Here is an 18,240-nt window from a genome sequence, read left to right as displayed (position 1 = left end):
CGCCCCCCGTTGCTTTGGCAGCGGGGGGCGAGGGTGTTTCAGCGAGCGCCGCGCCCTATCAATGACTTCGGATCTACCGTGATCTGTCCAAAGCGTGCGATGAAATGCAGGTGCGGGCCGGTCACGCGGCCGGTCGCGCCGACATCTCCAAGGCGTTGCCCCCGCGCGACCGTGTCGCCTTCGGCCACGCGGGCGCGGCTGAGGTGCAGGTAGGCCGTTACCAGCCCCTCGCCGTGATCGACGTAGACCACGTTGCCGCCCAGGTAGAAGCGGTCGACGAGGCGCACGACCCCACGGTTGGCGGCGTACACCGGCGCGCCCGTGGCGCCGGCGTAGTCGGTGCCCATGTGGCGACTGGTGACGGTGCCATTGAACTGTCGGCCGCTGCCAAAGCCACTGGTAACGCGTGAAGGGCGCGGTGCGCGAAACGGCCTGTCAAACAGACGCGGGGTATCGTGGGCCGCACGCGATACCGCCGCAGCACGCGCCGCCTCTGCAGCCTGTCGCGCCGCAAGCGCCGAGTCGGGCTGTGCACCAAAACGCGGCGCCACCCGCAGTCGCTCCAGGCGATAGGTGCCGGCGCTCGTGCGAAGGCGCAGGCTATCCTGGAACAACGCTCCGCCGGCGGCTCGGCAGGTGAGTGAGAGCGTGATGCCCTGCGACGAGTCAATCGGGACCGCGGCGAGTGCGACGACCGAGTCGCCAACAGGCCGCAGGTGCAGGCGCTCACCGGCCAGTGTGGCTTGAGTGGCGGTGTCCGGCAGGGCGTTCCGTGGCCAGGCGAGCCGAACGAGCGTGCCGGCCACCGCCGTCTCCGGCGTGAGCTGCAGGGAGGCGAAGTGACAGGCCGTGGCCGGACGCGGCTGCGCCGGGACCGATGCGGGCTGGCCCAGGCCGATGAGCACGGCACCTCCCGGCAGCAGCTGCCGCCACGGGCCAGACAAGGGACCCCACGGGATGCGCATTGAGCTGAGCATGTCCCAGGATACCCCGGTGTCGCGCGAAGGGGGACAGGCGGGGGCAATGCAATACGGGCCGAGTCGGCGGATGCCAACTCGGCCCGTTGAGCAAGGAAATCGTGTGAGCAAGGTTGGGACTGCAATCAGTCGGGCAGGCCGCGTCCGCGCCCCCGCGCCGAATCCGGCGGGTGGCATGGCTGGCCACATTGTGATGCGCGTTACCACTTCACCTGAAGAACGCATCATCCTACCGGAAAGTCACACATTAGTTCCCGTGTGACCAAACACTGACTATTTGTACGACATGTCCGTCGGCCCAACCTCCGCCTCAGTGACCGAGTTCCCGGTCGAATCGCCGTGCATCAAGGTCTGCCGGTTGGATGGCGCCCAGCGTTGCTTCGGCTGCGGGCGCAGCCTCGACGAGATTGCGGGTTGGAGTCGCATGTCGGCGGATCAGCGCCGCGCCGTGAATGAGAGGCTGGGATTTCGCGGACACGGGGTGAATCGCTAGACCCCACGAGAGCCCGGGTGAGCCCGCTACAGCCCGCGGAGTAGCGCGACCAGGCCACGCTCGAAGCCATCCGGACCCGCGTACGGCGTCCCCAGACCGCAGCGCCCGAGCATGACGTGTCCGTGCAGAAAGGCCAGCACCGCGTGCGTCGCCAGTAGAGGGTGTGACGCGGCCACGGCGTCAGGTCCGCCGTCACGGCCACCGTCACGGCCGCCGTCACGGCCGCCGTCAGGGCCGATCAATTGACTGACTGCACTGGCAATCAGGGCGCGAAGCGCCTGCATACCGGGTCCCGAGTTCGGCTCTGCCGCCAGAGCGTCGTAGCGTCCCGGAAACTGCTCGGCCCACAAGACAAAGGCCCAGGCCAGTGCCGCGAGGCGGGCTGGGGGTGAGCCGTTGGGTAGGCGATCCAGGGAAAGCTGCAACTGTTCGCCAAGCTGCGTGGCAGCCAGTTCTGCCAGCCGAAATTTGAGCTGGTCGAACGTAGCCATGTGGCGGTACAGCGATGCCGCCTTCACTCCCAGCCGATCGGCCAACGCTCTCGCGGATAATCCGGCAAACCCTTTCTCATCAATAATTTGCAGCGAGAAATCCAGGATTGCCGCCGGTTCGATTCGCCGAGGATAGGCCATAACTAACAATGTACGCTTTGCAAGAAATTTCAGCAAACCCCGTCCTGGGATAAGCAAAACTAACTTGCCTAGTTTTGACTGACTCACCCAGAAACGAAATGTGCCCTCCGCTTCTCCCGCTTCCAAAGTGCGGATCTATTGGCTGGCGTGACCATGCAGCGACGTGACACATGGGAGGCCTAGCCGGGTAGACCACGCGAGCCTCGAAACCCCATCTGCTGGTGGCCGTAGGGCTCTGCACACTCAACGACGCCGTTGCGCTCCTTCGATATGACACGCCTCGATCTGCCATCCAACACCGACCTCCGCCAGGGAATGCGGCCGCTGATGCGGCCCATGCCTGACGCCGGGCGCGTGGCGCTGGCCAAGGGGCTGAAGCTGCTCGAGCGTTCCCGGTCCAATGGTCGCCGGCGTCGCCGACAGCTCATTATCCGGCGCACCAAGCAGGCACTGGCCGTGCTGGCGCTGACGGCGGCCGCCTCGTTGCTCACCGCCAAGGGGCTGCATGAGGTCCGCAATCCGGCCCTCCGGGTGATGTATGGACTGGCCCATCCTCGCTGACACAAACGGCTGAATCGGACCAGGCGGGCAATTGACCGGCTCGTTGATCGATGGAATTGTAGGGTGGCCCCGCAAACACCGCGGGCCACCCTTTTTCGTCTCCCACGCCGGATGACCCATGGAGCCTGAGGGCTCGGCAGTCCTCGACTGGTACTCCACCCTGCAACACGTCGATGTCGGCGTGGTCGTGCAGGACCCCACACACCGCATCGTCTTTGCCAACGCCAAGGCCACCAGCATGCTTGGCGTGTCACCCTCCGAATTTCAGGCCCGGCGTACCAACGATGAGTTGTGGGATGTCATCGACGTGAACGGCGCACCCGTTGCGCCCGATGAGCATCCGGGACCGACGGCCTTGCGCATCGGCAAGGCGGTGCGCGATCGGATTCTGGGTGTGCGGCGGGGCGACGGCACGGAGCGCGTGTGGATCCAGGTGTCCGCCATTCCCGAGTGCGATGCCGCCGGCGCAATGCAGCGCGTGCACATCACGTTCAGCGATGTCAGCGCAACCCAGCAGGCCTTTCTTTCGCAGGAAGCCGAGTATCAGGCCGTCATCCGCTCCATGTCCGAGGGCGTGGTGGTGCACGAAATGGATGGGCGGATCCGGTCCGCCAATCCGTCCGCCGAACGCGTGCTGGGGCTCACGCTCGACGAAATGACCGGCCGCACACCCATGTCGCCTGGGTGGCAGCTGACCGACGAAGATGGGGTGCCCGTCGCCCCGGACTCCGTGCCCAGGGAGGTGACCGCGCGCACCGGCCTGCCCACACAGCGCGTGCTGGGTGTGCGCCGCGGCAATGGGGAGCGGGCCTGGCTCGAGGTGCGTGCCGATCCGCTGCGTCAGCCCGGCTCGGATGCCCTGCACGGCGTCGTGGCCACGTTTGCCGACATCACCGCTGAACGCGACGCCATCGTGGCGTTGCAGCAGTCGCGTCAGCAGGTGCAGCGTGTGCTCGATGCCGTGCCAGGTGTGGTGTATCAATATCTGGCCGACGGTTCACCCGCGGGCCGCATGACCTTCGTGGCGGGCCAGGCTCAGGAACTGTTTGGCATCGCCGCATCGGAGCTGGTGGGCTCACTCCAGCGCATGCCAGCCATCTTTGCGGACGACGGGTTTCCGCGCCTGCAGCGGGCCATCCGCCACGCCGTCGAGACACGCAGCGCGGTGGACATCGAGTGCCGCGCGGATCATCCCGAACGGGGTGAGCAGTGGATTCGCATTTACGGTTTGCCCACGGAAACGGCCGAGGGACTGCTGTTCACGGGCGTGATGCTCGACGTCACGGCACAACATCGACTGGCCGACGCGCTGCGCCGCACACAGCGCCGCGAAGCCATGGCCGACATGGCCGGCGGTATCGCGCACAACTTCAACAACATGCTCGCCGTCATCCTGCCCAACATTCAGTTGGCCCGTGAGGACGTGCAGGGCGACGCGGCGGCGCATCTGGACGACGCAGAACGCGCCGCCCTCAATGCGGCCGATCTCGTGCGGCGCATGCTGGCCCTCGGCCGCGCCGAGCAAACCGAAACGAACAGTACCGTTGATCTCGTGGCCATCGCGCGCGAAGCGCTGCACATCTGCCGGCAGACTTTTGATCGCGGCATCGCGCTCGACGATGACATTGCGGTGGATCACGCGCCGGTTCTGGGCTCCGTGAGCACCGTGCAGCAGCTCGTGCTCAACCTGCTGCTCAATGCCCGCGACGCGGTGCAGGGTGTGCGATCACCGGCACTGCACCTGTCGCTCGTTGCGGTGGGCGATAAAGAGGTGCAACTCAGCATCCGCGACAACGGCGTTGGCATGACTGACGAGGTGCAACGCCGCATCGGTGAGCCGTTCTTCACCACCAAGGCGCCGGGGCGCGGAACAGGGCTTGGCTTGGCGTCGGTGCTACACGCCATCGGCGAAGCAGGCGGGACCTGGCGTGTGGAATCCGTGCCTGGAGAGGGCACCACATTTCATATCGTGCTGCCGCGTCAGGCGGCCATGTCGCACACGCCCGCGCCGAAGGTCGGCATCACGCCGCGATCACTCGACGGCACGGCGCTGGTGGTGGACGATGAGCCCATGGTGCGCACGGCGCTGGCGCGTCAACTCTCGCATTGCGGGATGCGTGCCGTACTGGCCAGCGGGGGCGCCGATGCCCTCGCGCAGCTGCGCGCGGGCATCGACAACCTGCGTGTCATCATGCTGGACCTGTCCATGCCCGGGATGTCGGGCACGGAGGCCTTGCCGCAACTCCGCGCGATCGCGCCGCACGTGCCGGTCGTGGTGATGTCCGGTCATGTGCCGGCAGACGCCACGCTCGACGGAGCCGCCGCCGTGCTGCAGAAACCCATGGGGAAGCAGGAGCTGCACGACACCTTGCTGGCGGTGCTCAACACAGCCTGACGAGACTCTGGTCCGCCAGCCTGTGTCGAGCCGGCGGTCAGCTCATGGGCTGCACATGCGACGGATCCATATAAAACGGCTCCCACTGATGGCCGTCGGGATCGAGAAAGCTGTGCTGATACATGAACCCGTGATCCTGCGGGGGCATGGCTGATTGTCCGCCGTTGGCCAACGCGGTCTTCACCATGGCGTCGACTGCGTCGCGGCTCTCGAGCTCGATGGCAATGAGCGACTCGAGGTGTGTGCGTGTGTCGACTGGCGTGCGCGTGGTGAAGGTGCGGAAGAACTCCGCCTTCAGCAGCATGACGCAGGCCAACTCATTGACCACCATGCAGGCCGCATTGTGGTCCGTGAACTGCGGGTTGAAGCTGAAGCCGAGCGCGGAGAAGAACTGCTTGGCGCGCTCGACGTCGGCCACGGCCATGTTGGGAAAGATCATGCGGGGCACAGGGCACACTCCGTTGGTGGTGGACAGACTCGGGATGTTGCTGGAGCTTGGACACCCGGGCCCCGCGGAATTCATCGCTCGACGATCTGGCCCTCGTTGGCCTCGAGCCGGAGTGGTACCCGGAAGCGCGGGAACAGCGTTTCGGTGTCGAGGAAGTAGGTGAGGCCGCTGATGCGGTCACCGTCCAAATCCAGCACGACCAGCGCCCACGGGTCTGCCCCGCCGTGCTTGTACTGCGCAAAGGCCACCTGGCCACAGGCCGCGACCGGACGAAGCACCGAGCCGCGGCAGCCAATGCCGCGGCCGAGCATCCACTCGCCCACGTTCTGGGGCCCCTGAAGCCAGAGATCAATGGGCGGCATGCAGAGCGTCACGTCATCACGCAGCAATTGAATGAATCGCGTGATGTCGTAGGCCTCGAAGGCCTCCACGAACTGCTGCACGAGCTGGTGCTGGTCTGCCGACAGTGTGGTCACGACACTGCGGCCATGCTCAGCCGACGCGAGCGCCGCAATGCGATCGAGCGTGGCGTCCTCACGGCGTTCCGCCAGCGTGGCCCGCGCACGCTGCACGGCGCTGTTGACCGCGGCGACGGTCATGTCGAGACACTCCGCCACCTCGGCGGCCGACCAGTTCAGTACCTGCATGAGCAGCAGCGCCGCCCGCTGACGTGGCGGCAGGTATTGCAGCGCCGCCACGAACGCGAGACGGATGCCTTCGCGCTGCACCGCCTGCTCGTGCGGATCGTCGTCGGCGGCGATGGCGGCCAGATCCGGGACGGGCTCGAGCCAGTGCGTGCGTTCACGTGTACGCAATTCGTCGGCAGTGGTACCGGCCGGGCCCATGTCGATGGGCCGATAGCGCGGTGAGCGCCCACTCAGCGCGTCCAGGCACACGTTGGTGGCAATGCGGTGCAGCCAGGTGGAGACGGCCGCCCGTCCATCGAACGCCTCGCGTGCCTTCCAGGCCCGGAGCAGGGTCTCCTGCACCGCGTCTTCGGCGTCGGTAAGCGAGCCGAGCATGCGGTAGCAGTGTGCCGTGAGTCGCGGGCGATGCGGTTCGAGATCAGGAGCCATTGGCAGCAGACTGACGGCAGACGGTGGGCGGGCCAGACCAAACCCGGTCGGCGACTTGACACTTTCGTGCGAATCGGCGAGTAAAGCTGTCGTGGATAACGTAACGCATGCGCTGGCCGGAATGCTGCTGGCCGACGCCACTACGACGTGGGTGTCATCACGTCATCCCGGCCGAGTGCCGCACAAATTTGCTGCCGTGGCGTCGGTGCTCGGCATTGTGGCTGCCGAGTTGCCGGACAGCGACCTTGTATACTCCGGCTCCGTGCTTGGCATGGGCAAGCTGGGCTATCTGCTGCATCACCGTGGACACACGCACACCATCGTGTGGGCAGTAGTGGGTGCGCTGCTGTTGTGGCTGGTGGCGCAGTGGTGGCTGAAACGTGGTGCCAGTGAGGACGAACGAACCTGGCTCACGCGAGACGGCTCGCGGCCCTTGCTGCTGTTGGCGTTGCTCGGCACGCTGTCGCATATCCTGCTCGACTGGACCAACAGTTACGGTGTGCATCCGTTCTGGCCATTCGACAATCGCTGGTACTACGGCGACGCGGTGTTCATTGTGGAGCCCTGGCTCTGGGTCGTTGCCATTCCGGCCGTGATGTTCGCGCGGCGCAGTCGCTGGGCCCCGGTGCTGCTCGGGGTGTTGCTCGTTGTCATTCTCGCGGCAAGCTGGGGGCTGGGTCAGGTGGTGCGGCCGGTTGCGGTGTTGCTCACCGTGTTTGCTGTGCTCTGGCTGGTGGCGCAACGGTTCTGGACTCCCACGCGACGCGTGGCCAGCGGACTGGTGGCCTGGGTGCTGGTCACCCTGACGTTTACGCTGGCGTCCAGCAAAGCTGAAGCGCTGGTGCGTGCCAGCGCGTCGGCGGAGGGTGCGGACCTGGTGCGGGACGTGATTCTCAATCCTGCGCCCGGTGATCCGACCTGCTGGGCTGGCATGGCGGTCACGAATGACGGGCAGTTTCACCGCCTGACCACCGTGCTCGTGGCCCCGTGGGCGTGGTCGGGGCGCACGCCGGCGTCATGCGCGGCCAACTATCCTGTCTCGAGTCGCTTGGGTGGTGACGTACTCAAGGCACTGCCCGAGGCCACGACGGTGATCCCGTTTGCCAGCACCACAGCCGTGCAGTGGCGCACGAGCTGGCTCAAGCCCATGAGCGATATGCTGGGACTGGCCGCCGAGCGCTGCGAGTTTGCCGCCGCGCTGCGTTTCATGCGGGCGCCCGCGTGGCAGGAGCGTGGCGACGGTACGGTAGTTCTCAGTGATGTGCGTTTCGGTGTGGGTGGCGGGTTCGCGGAACTGGTCATACCGTTCTCCCCCGACCAACGCTGTTCCTTGACTGACGCCTGGATTCCGGAGTGGCGGGCGCCGGTGTTGTAGCTGCGGGTTCACTCTGCCATCCGGCCTGCAATGTCCTGGAAGCGCACCACCGCCATTTTCCTCACCAGCCAGGCGCTGTCGTTGTTCGGCACCGCGCTGGTGCAATACGCGCTCATGTGGCACGTCACCCTGACGACCAAGTCGGGCGTGCTCATGACCGTGTACATTCTGTGCGGCTTTGTACCGGCGTTTCTGGTGTCGCCGTTCGCCGGTGTGTGGGCCGATCGCCTGGACCGCAAGCGCCTGCTGATGATCTCCGACGGCAGCATTGCGCTCGTGACCTTGCTGCTGGCCTTGGTGCTGCAGACCGGCGGACAGTCGCTCACGCTCATCATGATCACGGCCGCCGTGCGCGCGGTGGGTCAGGCCATTCAGATGCCGGCCGTCGGGGCTTTTCTGCCGCAGTTTGTGCCGGCCGATCAACTGACGCGGGTGAATGGCATTTCCAGCACCATTCAGTCGGCCACGTTCTTCGGCGCGCCGGTGCTGGCGGGCTTCCTCATGTCGGTGTGGCCGCTGCAGTGGGTATTTCTGCTGGACGTGTGCACGGCCGTGGTGGCGATTGCGCTGCTGGCGTTCCTGGTTCACGTGCCGCCACACGAGCGGGCCGCCGGGCCGGTCACCGTTTCGTACTTCGACGATCTGCGCGCGGGGTTCTCGTACATCCGTGGGCATGCGTTCTTTGTCGCCTACTTTCTGTTCGTCGGCGTACTGCTGGTGCTCATTGCGCCGGCGGCCTTTCTCACGCCGCTGCAGGTCACGCGGAGCTTTGGTTCGGAAGTGTGGCGACTTACGGCCATCGAGATGGTGTTCTCGGTGGGCATGATGATCGGCGGCGCGGTCATTTCGTCGTGGGGCGGCTTCAGCAATCGCGTGCACACCATGTTTCTGGCGACGGCCATCATGGGCACCTGCACGCTGCTCCTGGGTTTCATGCCCAACTTCTGGGTCTATCTGGTGCCCATGGGCGTGTTCGGGGTGGCGCTGCCCTTCTACAACACTGCCGCCATGGTGCTGGTGCAGGAGCAATCGGAGCCCGAAATGCTGGGGCGCGTGATGGGCGTGTTCAGCATGCTGCAAACCTCCATGATGCCCCTCGGCATGCTGCTGTTCGGTCCCCTGGCCGAAGTGGTGCGCATCGAGTGGCTGCTGGTGGGCACCGGGGCGGCCATTCTTGCGCAGTTGGCTTGGGTGTCACGCGATCGCACGCTGGTGCAGGGCGGGCTGCCGCGGCCGGACCGTCAACAGCTCACGCAAATGAACGGCACGTGATCGCAAAGCACTGCAGTTGCTGTCTACCTGCCTTGTCGCGGATGACGCGGATTGGGCGGAAGCCACACGGATAAGGAAGGGGGCTCTTACGAGCTTGTAGTGGGCTCCGTCAAGCGGCGCGTGTTCGCGTTGTTCCTCGCGAGCGCTGATTTACCCCGGTGTCCACTAAACCGGGGCATCGTCACTGTTCTTGATGGATCCTCATTTCTGATCCGTGTGGTTTCCGCCCAATCCGCGTCATCCGCGACAAGGCAGTTTGACCCAGACGGCTTCTCTCTGCGCCCTCCTTTCGTCCTCTTCTGTGCATGAGCAGCTAGCCAACTCTCGGATGCAACGAGTGCCGGTGCCGCGGCCGGACCGTCAACAGCTCACGCAGAGGAAACGAGGGCGCAGAGTTCGCAGAGCACTACAGTTCTTGTCTACCTCTTTGTCGCGGATTGGGTGGAACCCACTACAATCCTGGAAGATCCGAAACCAGAACCGATGGAGATGCAAACCATGTACGGACTGATGGGCAAGATGATCGCCAAGCCGGGACAGCGTGACGCGCTGATTGCGTTGATGCTGGAGGCGTCATCGGACATGCCGGGTTGCCGCAGTTATGTCGTGGGGCGTGACGTGGAGAACGCCGACGCCATTTGGGTAACCGAGGTCTGGACCAGCAAGGCCTCTCACGCGGCCTCGCTGCAGATCCCCGAGGTGCGCGCCGTCATCCAGCGCGCCATGCCCCTCATTGCCGGGTTTGGCGAGCGGTTCGAGATGGAGCCGGTCGGTGGTCTGGGCCTACGAGACGACTGAACAGGCTGGTGTACGCTCACTGACGGCAGCTTGGAGCAAAGCGTACGCTGCCGTCTCGCGGCATGCTGGTGACGGTGAGTTGTTGCACGCGCGCCGGCACCGTGGGCGCGAGCGTGATGCCCACGCGCAGCGCCCCGTTGGCGCAACGCAGCTTCCACACACCACGCAGAGCATTCTCCGCCAGGATCTCGCCCTCGGGCTCGCACTGGCCTCCGGCCGCGTCCACCAGTTTCGCAATCTGTGCGGCACGACGTGGGGCGCTTTCGTCGCGATAGAGATTCATGGCCGCGATGCTGTCGGCCAGCGCCGTGTCCCAGCGCTGCACAAGTCGCGTCACCTGCTGCTGCATGGCGGTCAGCACGGGCGCGGGCTGCACCACGCGCGGTTCGAGCGCTCCGGCACGCTGCAACACCTCGAGCGCCTGATCGATGGGCCCACCCCAGCCGGTGTAGGTGAGATTGCCCAGCGCAATGATGCCCACGCCGTGTTCCGGCAGCCAGCGCATTTGTGAGCCGTAGCCGGGCAGACCACCCGAGTGTGCCACGATGTGGTTGAAGAGGCAGTTCTGCGAAACGCGCAGGCCATAGGCATAGCCGCCACTGTTGAGTGACAGGCTGCCGTTGCTGAGCGAGGCCGAGGCCGGCGCGTTACGCCACACCTGCTGCATCTCGCGCAACGAGGAACGCTTGAGTACCGGTGACTCCTCGTCGTCGCGCGGCGGCCATGCACTCAGCATGAGCGCCACCCAGCGCGAGAGGTCGGCACTGGACGTGAGCATGCCACCCATGGCGCCGAAGGATCCGTCGGGCAGCGCTGGTTCCTCCAGCCATTGGCCGTCCTGCAGTCGATATCCATGTGCGCGCCGTGATTCTGGCACCTCGGCCGACTCCATGGTGGTGGACGTCATGCCCAGCGGCTGCAGGATGTGCTCGCGCAGATAGCGCGCGTAGGGTTTGCCGCTCACGTTCACCACAATGCGGCCGAGGATGGCAAAGCCGAAATTGCTGTACTCATAGGCCACGCCAGGCACATTCGAGAACGGAATGCCCGCGCGCATCATGCGCGACAGATCCGCTTCACTGGCCGACAACTGCTGGTCGCCCCAGGGATTGTCCTCGGGAAAGCCCGCAGCGTGGGTGAGCAGATGCCGCACGGTAATGCGCGGCGCATCGCTGGTGGGATACTTGAGCAACTTCAGCTCGGGCACATAGCGCTCGGCCGGCTCGTCGAGCGCCAGCTTGCCTGCATCACGCAACTGCAGAATGGCGAGCGCCGTAAAGCTCTTGGTCATGCTCGCAATGCGAAACACCGTGCTCGTGTCCACGGTAGCGTTGCGCGGCACATCGCGCAGACCGTGCGCGGCCACATGCAGCAGTTGTCCGTCTACCACCACACCATAGGCGATACCGGGCACGCGGCTCTGCGCCATGAAGCGACGCATGACGCTGTCCACGGCCGGCATGGCACGGCGCAGCGTGGCGAGCCGGTTGGGGTCGCGAAAGGCGGCGGGTGGGGCGACGCTGGACTGAGCCGATACGTCTGGCGCTGCGGCCACGGCTGTCAGACTCAGGTACAGGGCGGTGGCACGGAGCTGTGCGGGGAGGCTGAGGCGGGTGCGGCGGGGAGTGGACATACCAAGGATCTGCGGGCTGCCGCGCAATCCCGCAAGAATCGGAGTGCTGCCAGCTCGGGCATACAATTGGTTTGTGTGCAGGTTCCCTGCACATTTCCCGAGGACATCCATGCCCAACCGCCCCGTTTTGCCCGCCCCGAGCACTGAGCCAACTCCCGAGTTGGTCGCGCGCATGGAACGCCTGGCCGCGTTCATTGCCGCGCACGCAGATGAGCCCTTGCCCCTGTCGCGGCTGGCCCGCGAGGCGGCGATGAGTCCGTCACACCTGCAGCGGGAGTTTGTGCGCGTGATGGGGGTGAGTCCCAAGGCCTATCAGTCGGCGCAGCGTCTCACGCACTTCAAGACGAAGCTGCGGGAGGGACATTCGGTGCTCGATGCCACCTTCGAGTCCGGCTATGGCAGCACCAGCCGCGTCTACGAGCAAGTGACCGGCGGGCTGGGCATGACACCGCAGGCGTATCGCGCCGGTGGTGCGGGTGAAGTCATCACCTATGCCGTGCGTGACACGGCCTTCGGTGCGCTGCTCATGGCCGCCACGGCGCGCGGTGTGTGTCAGGTGGAGTTCGGCGATGACGGCGCGGAGCTCGTGGCGCGCCTGAGCGCGCAGTTCCCGCGCGCGGAGCTGGTGCCCGCGTCAGAGGCCGCGCGCGAACCGCTCGACGCCTGGATGGACGCGCTGCAGGCACACGTGCTGGACCGCGCCCCAAGTCCGGCGCTGCCGCTCGATCTGCGCGGCACGGCGTTTCAGATCAAGGTGTGGCGCTTTCTGCTGAGCGTGAAGCCGGGGCGCGTGGTGAGCTACGGTGAGATCGCCGAGGAAATCGGGCATCCGGACGCGGTACGCGCGGTGGGCAGTGCCTGTGGCGCCAACCGGATTGCGGTGCTGGTGCCGTGTCACCGCGCGCTGCGGGCGGATGGAGGGTTGGGGGGCTATCGATGGGGGTTGGAGAGAAAGCGTGTGCTACTGGAGAACGAACGAACTGCGTAAGGTGGACGGCGTAAGGAGAGGGGCGGGAAGGGACTGCACGCGAGACGGCGGGAGCGGAACTACCGGGAGCGGCGGGAGGGCACGGTATACAGGAACGCCGTGTACTGCATCTCCTCCCAGGTCTGGTCGCCCCAGCGCACATCCTTCGTGGCGTCGGGGTTGTGCTTGTTGGACGCGGAGTTGTCGTACCACGCCGTGCTCACGAGTTTCGCGCCGGGCGGAATGGTGAGTGGCTTGTTGAAGAAATAGTACGTCTGCCAGTTGAAGTCGTAGCGCGGAATGTCGAGCACGGGCTGGGTGCTGCCATCGGGTAAGCGCAGCTCGTACTTCCAGCGCGTGCCGCGCAGATGTGTGTGCGGCAGCAGCCCGTAAATCTGCACGGTGTCCGTGGGCTCGAGTTCCGTGCGCACCGGCACATCCTTCGCCCCGGCGGGCAGGGTGAACTGGCCGTTGATGAAGGCGCTCATGCGCATCTCTTCGCGCGGCGGCGCCTTGGCAAAGCGGAAGCCGATCTTCGTGCGATCACTCATCTCGTGCCCGTGCGCCGTGTAGTGCATCTGGAACGTGATCACGGTTCCGGCACGCAGGCGAATGGCCGTGCCTTCCGGCATGTACATCGCGTTCGTGCCGGGCGCGGTCCCACCAATGAGCTGACCGAGCTGACGTGGCGGCGGATGCTTGTCGCCGGGCTGACGCGGCGGATCCGGTGGTGTTTCGTATTCGGCCTTGTTCTCGAACAGTGGACGCGGCCTCGAAGCAGGCGCAGCGGCGGGGCGCGAGGGCGCCGCACCCGCCGTGTTCACCACAGGTGCCGAGGGCGCGGGCACCTTGGCGTACACGAGCACATGGTGCACGACTTCCCGCGCTCCCGGCATGAACTCGATGGCCGTCACCCACTTGTCTTCCGTGAAGCCCGTGGGAATCTCGAAGTACTGATAGTCCACCGTGCCGCTGGCCGGTACCGTGAACGATTCGGGCATCTCCACCACGGCATCCGGCGTACCCAGCTCCCAACCAGTGGCAAAGCTGGGCCGCGGCGGCAACTGCTTGAGATTGCCGGGGCGCGCGCCGCCCTTGGCCCAACGCGCAATGACGGACTTCTCGAGCTCCGTCAAGCGACGATCGTTGCTGAACACCTCGCGCGGCCCGTCAGCGTGCCAGGGCGGCATGTAGCCATCGGCCACCGCGCTGGCCACGTCGTCCACATTGGCACGCGCGCTGTCGTAGTCGAGCAGCGAGAAGGGGCCAAGTCCCCCGGGACGATGACAGGACACACAGTTGCGGTACAGAATGGGTGCCACGTCTTTCGCAAACGTGGGCACCGCATCCTGCGCCACCAGGGGTGGCGTGGCGCGCGAGACTTGTGTGGCAAACACGGCAGTGGCCACGGCCACCACAGCGACGGACACGGACGAGGGGGACCGCATGCGGGCTCCGGGAGGGGATGTCGCCGAACATACGGCGCAAGTTCCACGTCCGCACGCTCAACCGTTTGGCGGGTACATTCCATCTCCGAACTGAACGGCGCTTCATACGTCACCAGCGCCTGACCCCACCCATCCTTGAGGATGCCATGGCCCTCGTTCCTGCACGTTGCCTGAAGATGTTCGCTGGCCTGGCCGCGTTGTTCACGGCCACTGTCACGCTTGCGCCCAATGCGGCCGAGGCGCAGCCCTCGTTGGTGATTGTGGTACGTCATGGCGAGAAGCAGCCCACACCCGCCAACGATCCTTCGCTGAGCGAGGCGGGCGTGGCCCGCGCCCACGCGCTCGACAGCGCGCTCGCACATTTGTCGCCTAGCACCATCGTGGTGTCGGCCACCAAGCGCACGCCGGAGACGGCCGCGGTGGTGGCCAAGCGAGTGGGTGTGACGCCCACGGTCATCCCGCTGCAGGGGCCGCACGTGAAGAACGTGGCCGATGCGGTCATGAAGGCGAGTGGCGTGGTGCTCGTGGTTGGGCACTCCAATACCGTGCCGGCCATCGTCAATGCCCTCGGCGGTCCCAAGCTGCCCGACATCTGTGACGCGAGCTACGCGACGATGTTCACCGTCGTACCGGCCCGTGACGGCAAGCCCGCGCAGGTGCTGCGTTCGAGTTATGGCAAGGCCGACGCCGTGGGCGCCGACCAGTGCCCGGGCATGACCGCGCGCTGAGTGGCTTGACACAGCCATCGGTCCCGGGCCGGCCGTCAGTCACGGCGGCCGCCCGGCCGTTGGTCCGCGTGCAGCGGCAGTCGGTCACGAAGCACTGGTAGGGCCGGCGCGGCGGCCGAGAATTGGGCGACCTTGGAGTCTCCCCGTTCTCTCGCCGTTTGCGCATGACCACGTCAGGCCCCGCCGAAGCCCACGAGCAGCACGAGCCTGACGAGGCGTCATCGGATATCGCGCGCGTACGCGCGGCCCTCGCTGGTCGCTACAGTGTGCGCGACGTGCTTGGTGAAGGCGGCATGGGCACGGTGTATCTCGGCCACGACGATACCCTGCAGCGTGATGTCGCCATCAAGGTCATTCGCGCCGATCATCTGGGCGGACGCGCCGCGCGCGAGCGATTCCTGCAGGAAGCGCGGGTGGTGGCCGCCCTGCGTCATCCCAACATCGTGTCGGTGTTTGCGGCCGGAGAAGCCGAGGGCATTCTCTGGTTTGCCATGGAGTATGTGGATGGGGAATCGCTGCGCGAGCTGATCACCCGCACGGGACCGGTTCCGGTGGAGCGGGCCCTCGAAATGGTGAGTGATCTGGCCAGCGCGCTTGAAGCCGCGCACCGCCGCGACGTCGTGCACCGCGATGTGAAGCCCGAGAATATTCTGGTGGAACGCGAAACGGGACGCGTATTGCTCGCCGATTTTGGTGTGGCGCGTGCGCTCGCGCAGCCCAGTCATCACACCGGCACCGGCTTCATTGTGGGCTCGCCACGATACATGAGTCCCGAGCAGATCGACGGGGTGGGGACACTCGACGGGCGCAGTGATCTCTATTCGCTGGCGCTCGTGGGTTACGAACTGGTGACCGGCAGACCCGTAGTGAAGGCCGCGCATCCGGCGGCCATGCTGGTGGAACAGCTCACCACTGCCGCACCTCCCCTGCGTGATGCCCTGACTGCTGAGGCGTCGACGCCCGATGCCGACGCGGGTGAGGCCGCGCTTGCCGAGGCCTATGCGGACGCCATCGATGGCGCACTGGCCAAGGACGTAAGTGCCCGATGGCCGGACGCCCGCAGCATGCGCAAGGTGCTGCGGCGCGCCGTGGATTCGCGTGAGTCCGACAGTGTGGGCGGCAGTGAAAGCGGCAGTGATCCGGTGAGTCAGCGACTCCGTGCCATGCGACGTGATGGCGACCGCCGCGATAGTACGCAGCGCGATGGCACGCATCGGCGCAGCACACGCAATCGGCAAGTCCTGGCGGCGCTCGCCGTGGTTCTGGTTTGCGCCACCGGCGCGGCGATGTGGTGGCGCACAGCGTCCGCGTCCGCGCCGGCGCGTGGTCTGCTGGTGCTGCCCTTCGACGTGCCCGCCGGACAAGCGGATCTCGCCTGGCTGCGGGAAGGCGCGGTCAACATGCTGACCCTCTCGCTCAGTCAGTGGCGTGATCTCGAAGTCACCGACTATGAACGCACGCTCGACGTGCTGGCTGAGCGACAACTGAGTGACGTGCGGGTAAGTCTGTCGCAGGCACAGGATCTGGCGGCCACGGTGCATGCCGGCGCGTTTGTGCTGGGTCAGATCTCACCCATTGGTGACTCGCTGGTCGTCGTGGCGCGGCACTATGTCGGTCGCCAGAGTACGCCGCGCACCGCCCAGGTCACGCTGGCGCGTGGTGACGATCCGCGCCGCGCCTTCGATCAACTCGCCACCTCACTGCTCGAACTGCCCAGCGGGGCCACGCCCGTTTCGCTCACGGCAGCGACCACCACCAATCTGGCGGCCTATCGTCGCTACCTCGAGGGATTGCGGGCGCTCAATCGCTGGGAGCTGCTGCGAGCCGACTCGGCGTTCAGCGACGCGGTGGTACTGGACAGCACCTTCGCACTCGCGTGGTACAAGCGTGGCATCACGCGCGGCTGGAACGGTCTCACCGATTCCTCACCGTCCAGCGCTGAGATCGCGGTGCGCTACGCCGCGCGGCTCCCTCCTCGCGACCGTCACCTGGTCGAGGCGCATCGCTGGTTGTGGTCTGCACTCACCGGCCGCGAGCAGGCGCAGAAGGACAGCGATTTTCGCGCGGCCATCGCCGCCTACAGCCAGGCCGTGGCCCTCGATTCCACCTCGGCCGATGCGTGGTACGGTCTCGCCGATGGGCAATGGCACTACGGCACACAGAACGCGTCGGGCTTCGCCTCGCTCATGACGAGCGCCAAGATGGGCTTCGAACGCGCGCTGCAGCTCGATCCATCGTTTCATCTCGCCTATTCCCATCTGGTCGAACTGCACCGACAGTTCGCGCAGCGTGCGACACGGTGGTACATGGTGGATGGACGAGTGCTCGCGGACAGCCAGCTCCCCGACACGGCGCGGCGCAGCGCGGCGCAACAGGCCAGTGCCCGGCAGCAGCTCAGCGTGGCCACACAATGGCGCAATGTCGACCCGCATGCGCTGCACGCATGGGCCGCGGTGGGCGAGGCGCTTGCCATGGTCGGACGACCGGACTCGGCGGCCCTCGTCATGCGCGAGGCCGCGCGGCAACTGGGCGTGACCCCGTCGGAGGGCATCGCCCTGCGCGCCAGCTTCTTCGACTTCCTGTCCGTGTCGCCATCGCGGAGCAGTGACAGTGCCCGCGCGCACCTGCAGGCCGCTCTGTCGCAAGGCCTGTCGTGGTCACCTGGCGCCCGTGGCAACAGGCACTGGGTCATGGGCATCGCGGCGTCGTCCGCGGCGGGGCTGGGCGATAGCGAGCTGCTGGCGCGTGTCATGGCCGCGTGGCGTGGTGACCTCAAAAAGCCAGTCACACTCATGGACACGCTGCTGCCCTGGTGGCACACCCTGCTCCGCGCGGGCATGGGCGAGCCGCTCGACGCGGCACAGCGGCGGTCGCTGGCGCAGGTCACGAAACAGATCGCGTCATACCGGCAAATCGAGAATCAACTGTATCAGGGACCGGCGCTGGCGGCTTATATGCTCACCCAGGACACGGTGCACGCCGCGCTGCTGCTCAAGAGCCAGCCCGATACCACGGCCTACCCCGAGGTTCGGGCGGCCATGGCGCTGCAACGTGGAGACACGGTCGCCGCGCGCAGAATCCGGCAAAGCTTCAGCGACGTGTCGCGGGTGCGTTACAGCAACTTTGGCCTGGCAGGCCTCCGCACCCTGCAGCGAGTCGAGGTCCTGTTGGCGCTCGGTGAACCCGGCGAGGCGTTGGCGCACTGGCAGGCGATGGACCCCCGGGCGTTCAACATGGGGACCGTGGAGCCCGGTCTGGCCATGTACGTGCGCTCGCTGCCGCGTCGCGCCGAACTGGAGGAGCGACTGGGGCAGCGCGAGGCCGCCGCCGCCAGTCGGCGATTGCTGCTGCAATACTGGTCGGCCGACGATCCGCTGACTGCCGCGACCCGTCGCGCCACGCGCATGGCCCTCGACGCGGCACGCTGAGCTACGCGG

At 66.2% G+C, this 18,240-nt stretch carries 15 protein-coding genes; 9 read left to right on the top strand and 6 right to left on the bottom strand.

The genetic code is table 11. The annotated features are described in order from the left end of the window. Positions 1–38: 38 nt before the first annotated feature. Positions 39–977: a M23 family metallopeptidase gene (locus tag B2747_RS05845; protein ID WP_291157803.1), complete on the bottom strand. Its 939-nt coding sequence runs from the start codon at positions 975–977 to the stop codon at positions 39–41. 286 nt (positions 978–1,263) lie between these two features. Between B2747_RS05845 and B2747_RS20135 the strand changes: the two genes are divergently transcribed. Then, positions 1,264–1,470, top strand: a complete 207-nt coding sequence (locus B2747_RS20135; RefSeq protein ID WP_343125869.1) for a DUF1289 domain-containing protein — start codon at positions 1,264–1,266, stop codon at positions 1,468–1,470. Positions 1,471–1,496: 26 nt separating this feature from the next. On the opposite strand, the gene B2747_RS05840 is transcribed toward B2747_RS20135, so the two are convergent. Then, on the bottom strand, positions 1,497–2,138 hold the full coding sequence (locus B2747_RS05840; RefSeq protein WP_291157800.1) for a TetR/AcrR family transcriptional regulator: 642 nt from the start codon (positions 2,136–2,138) through the stop codon (positions 1,497–1,499). A gap of 300 nt (positions 2,139–2,438) precedes the next feature. Here B2747_RS05840 and B2747_RS05835 point away from each other — a divergent pair, with 300 nt between their 5' ends. Both B2747_RS05835 and B2747_RS05830 read left to right on the top strand, forming a co-directional pair. Beyond that, a complete protein-coding gene (locus B2747_RS05835) occupies positions 2,439–2,663 on the top strand; it encodes a hypothetical protein (protein ID WP_291157797.1) in 225 nt (74 codons plus the stop codon). A gap of 118 nt (positions 2,664–2,781) precedes the next feature. Continuing rightward, positions 2,782–5,058, top strand: coding sequence for a PAS domain-containing hybrid sensor histidine kinase/response regulator (locus B2747_RS05830; RefSeq protein WP_291157794.1), 2,277 nt, complete (start codon positions 2,782–2,784; stop codon positions 5,056–5,058). Positions 5,059–5,095: 37 nt separating this feature from the next. Here the strand turns inward: B2747_RS05830 and B2747_RS05825 are convergent, their stop codons facing one another. Then, on the bottom strand, positions 5,096–5,497 hold the full coding sequence (locus B2747_RS05825) for a VOC family protein (RefSeq protein ID WP_291157791.1): 402 nt from the start codon (positions 5,495–5,497) through the stop codon (positions 5,096–5,098). 80 nt (positions 5,498–5,577) lie between these two features. Continuing rightward, positions 5,578–6,582: a sigma-70 family RNA polymerase sigma factor gene (locus B2747_RS05820; protein WP_291157788.1), complete on the bottom strand. Its 1,005-nt coding sequence runs from the start codon at positions 6,580–6,582 to the stop codon at positions 5,578–5,580. A gap of 91 nt (positions 6,583–6,673) precedes the next feature. Between B2747_RS05820 and B2747_RS05815 the strand changes: the two genes are divergently transcribed. The 3 genes from B2747_RS05815 to B2747_RS05805 all read left to right on the top strand — a co-directional run bounded on the left by B2747_RS05815 (position 6,674) and on the right by B2747_RS05805 (position 10,027). Then, a complete protein-coding gene (locus B2747_RS05815) occupies positions 6,674–7,957 on the top strand; it encodes a metal-dependent hydrolase (protein WP_291157785.1) in 1,284 nt (427 codons plus the stop codon). A gap of 30 nt (positions 7,958–7,987) precedes the next feature. Further along, positions 7,988–9,229, top strand: coding sequence for an MFS transporter (locus B2747_RS05810; RefSeq protein WP_291157782.1), 1,242 nt, complete (start codon positions 7,988–7,990; stop codon positions 9,227–9,229). Between the two features lie 498 nt (positions 9,230–9,727). After that, positions 9,728–10,027, top strand: coding sequence for a putative quinol monooxygenase (locus B2747_RS05805; RefSeq protein ID WP_291157779.1), 300 nt, complete (start codon positions 9,728–9,730; stop codon positions 10,025–10,027). A gap of 16 nt (positions 10,028–10,043) precedes the next feature. Here the strand turns inward: B2747_RS05805 and B2747_RS05800 are convergent, their stop codons facing one another. Beyond that, entirely contained in the window at positions 10,044–11,660 is a 1,617-nt protein-coding gene (locus tag B2747_RS05800; protein WP_291157776.1) for a serine hydrolase domain-containing protein, read from the bottom strand. 109 nt (positions 11,661–11,769) lie between these two features. Here B2747_RS05800 and B2747_RS05795 point away from each other — a divergent pair, with 109 nt between their 5' ends. Further along, complete coding sequence (locus tag B2747_RS05795; RefSeq protein WP_291157774.1) at positions 11,770–12,648, top strand: bifunctional transcriptional activator/DNA repair enzyme AdaA; 879 nt, start codon at positions 11,770–11,772, stop codon at positions 12,646–12,648. 59 nt (positions 12,649–12,707) lie between these two features. Here B2747_RS05795 and B2747_RS05790 read toward each other — a convergent pair whose 3' ends face one another. After that, positions 12,708–14,075, bottom strand: a complete 1,368-nt coding sequence (locus B2747_RS05790; RefSeq protein WP_291157772.1) for a c-type cytochrome — start codon at positions 14,073–14,075, stop codon at positions 12,708–12,710. Positions 14,076–14,221: 146 nt separating this feature from the next. On the opposite strand from B2747_RS05790, the gene B2747_RS05785 reads away from it, so the two are divergent. Both B2747_RS05785 and B2747_RS05780 read left to right on the top strand, forming a co-directional pair. Then, positions 14,222–14,803, top strand: a complete 582-nt coding sequence (locus B2747_RS05785; RefSeq protein WP_291157769.1) for a histidine phosphatase family protein — start codon at positions 14,222–14,224, stop codon at positions 14,801–14,803. A gap of 164 nt (positions 14,804–14,967) precedes the next feature. Further along, a complete protein-coding gene (locus B2747_RS05780) occupies positions 14,968–18,231 on the top strand; it encodes a serine/threonine-protein kinase (protein WP_291157766.1) in 3,264 nt (1,087 codons plus the stop codon). The last annotated feature ends 9 nt before the right edge of the window (positions 18,232–18,240 follow it).

It is taken from the genome of Gemmatimonas sp. UBA7669, assembly GCF_002483225.1.
Taxonomy (GTDB): domain Bacteria; phylum Gemmatimonadota; class Gemmatimonadetes; order Gemmatimonadales; family Gemmatimonadaceae; genus Gemmatimonas.
The sequence above is the reverse complement of the archived record's forward strand: the minus strand, read 5'-3'. Positions and strand labels throughout refer to the sequence as shown.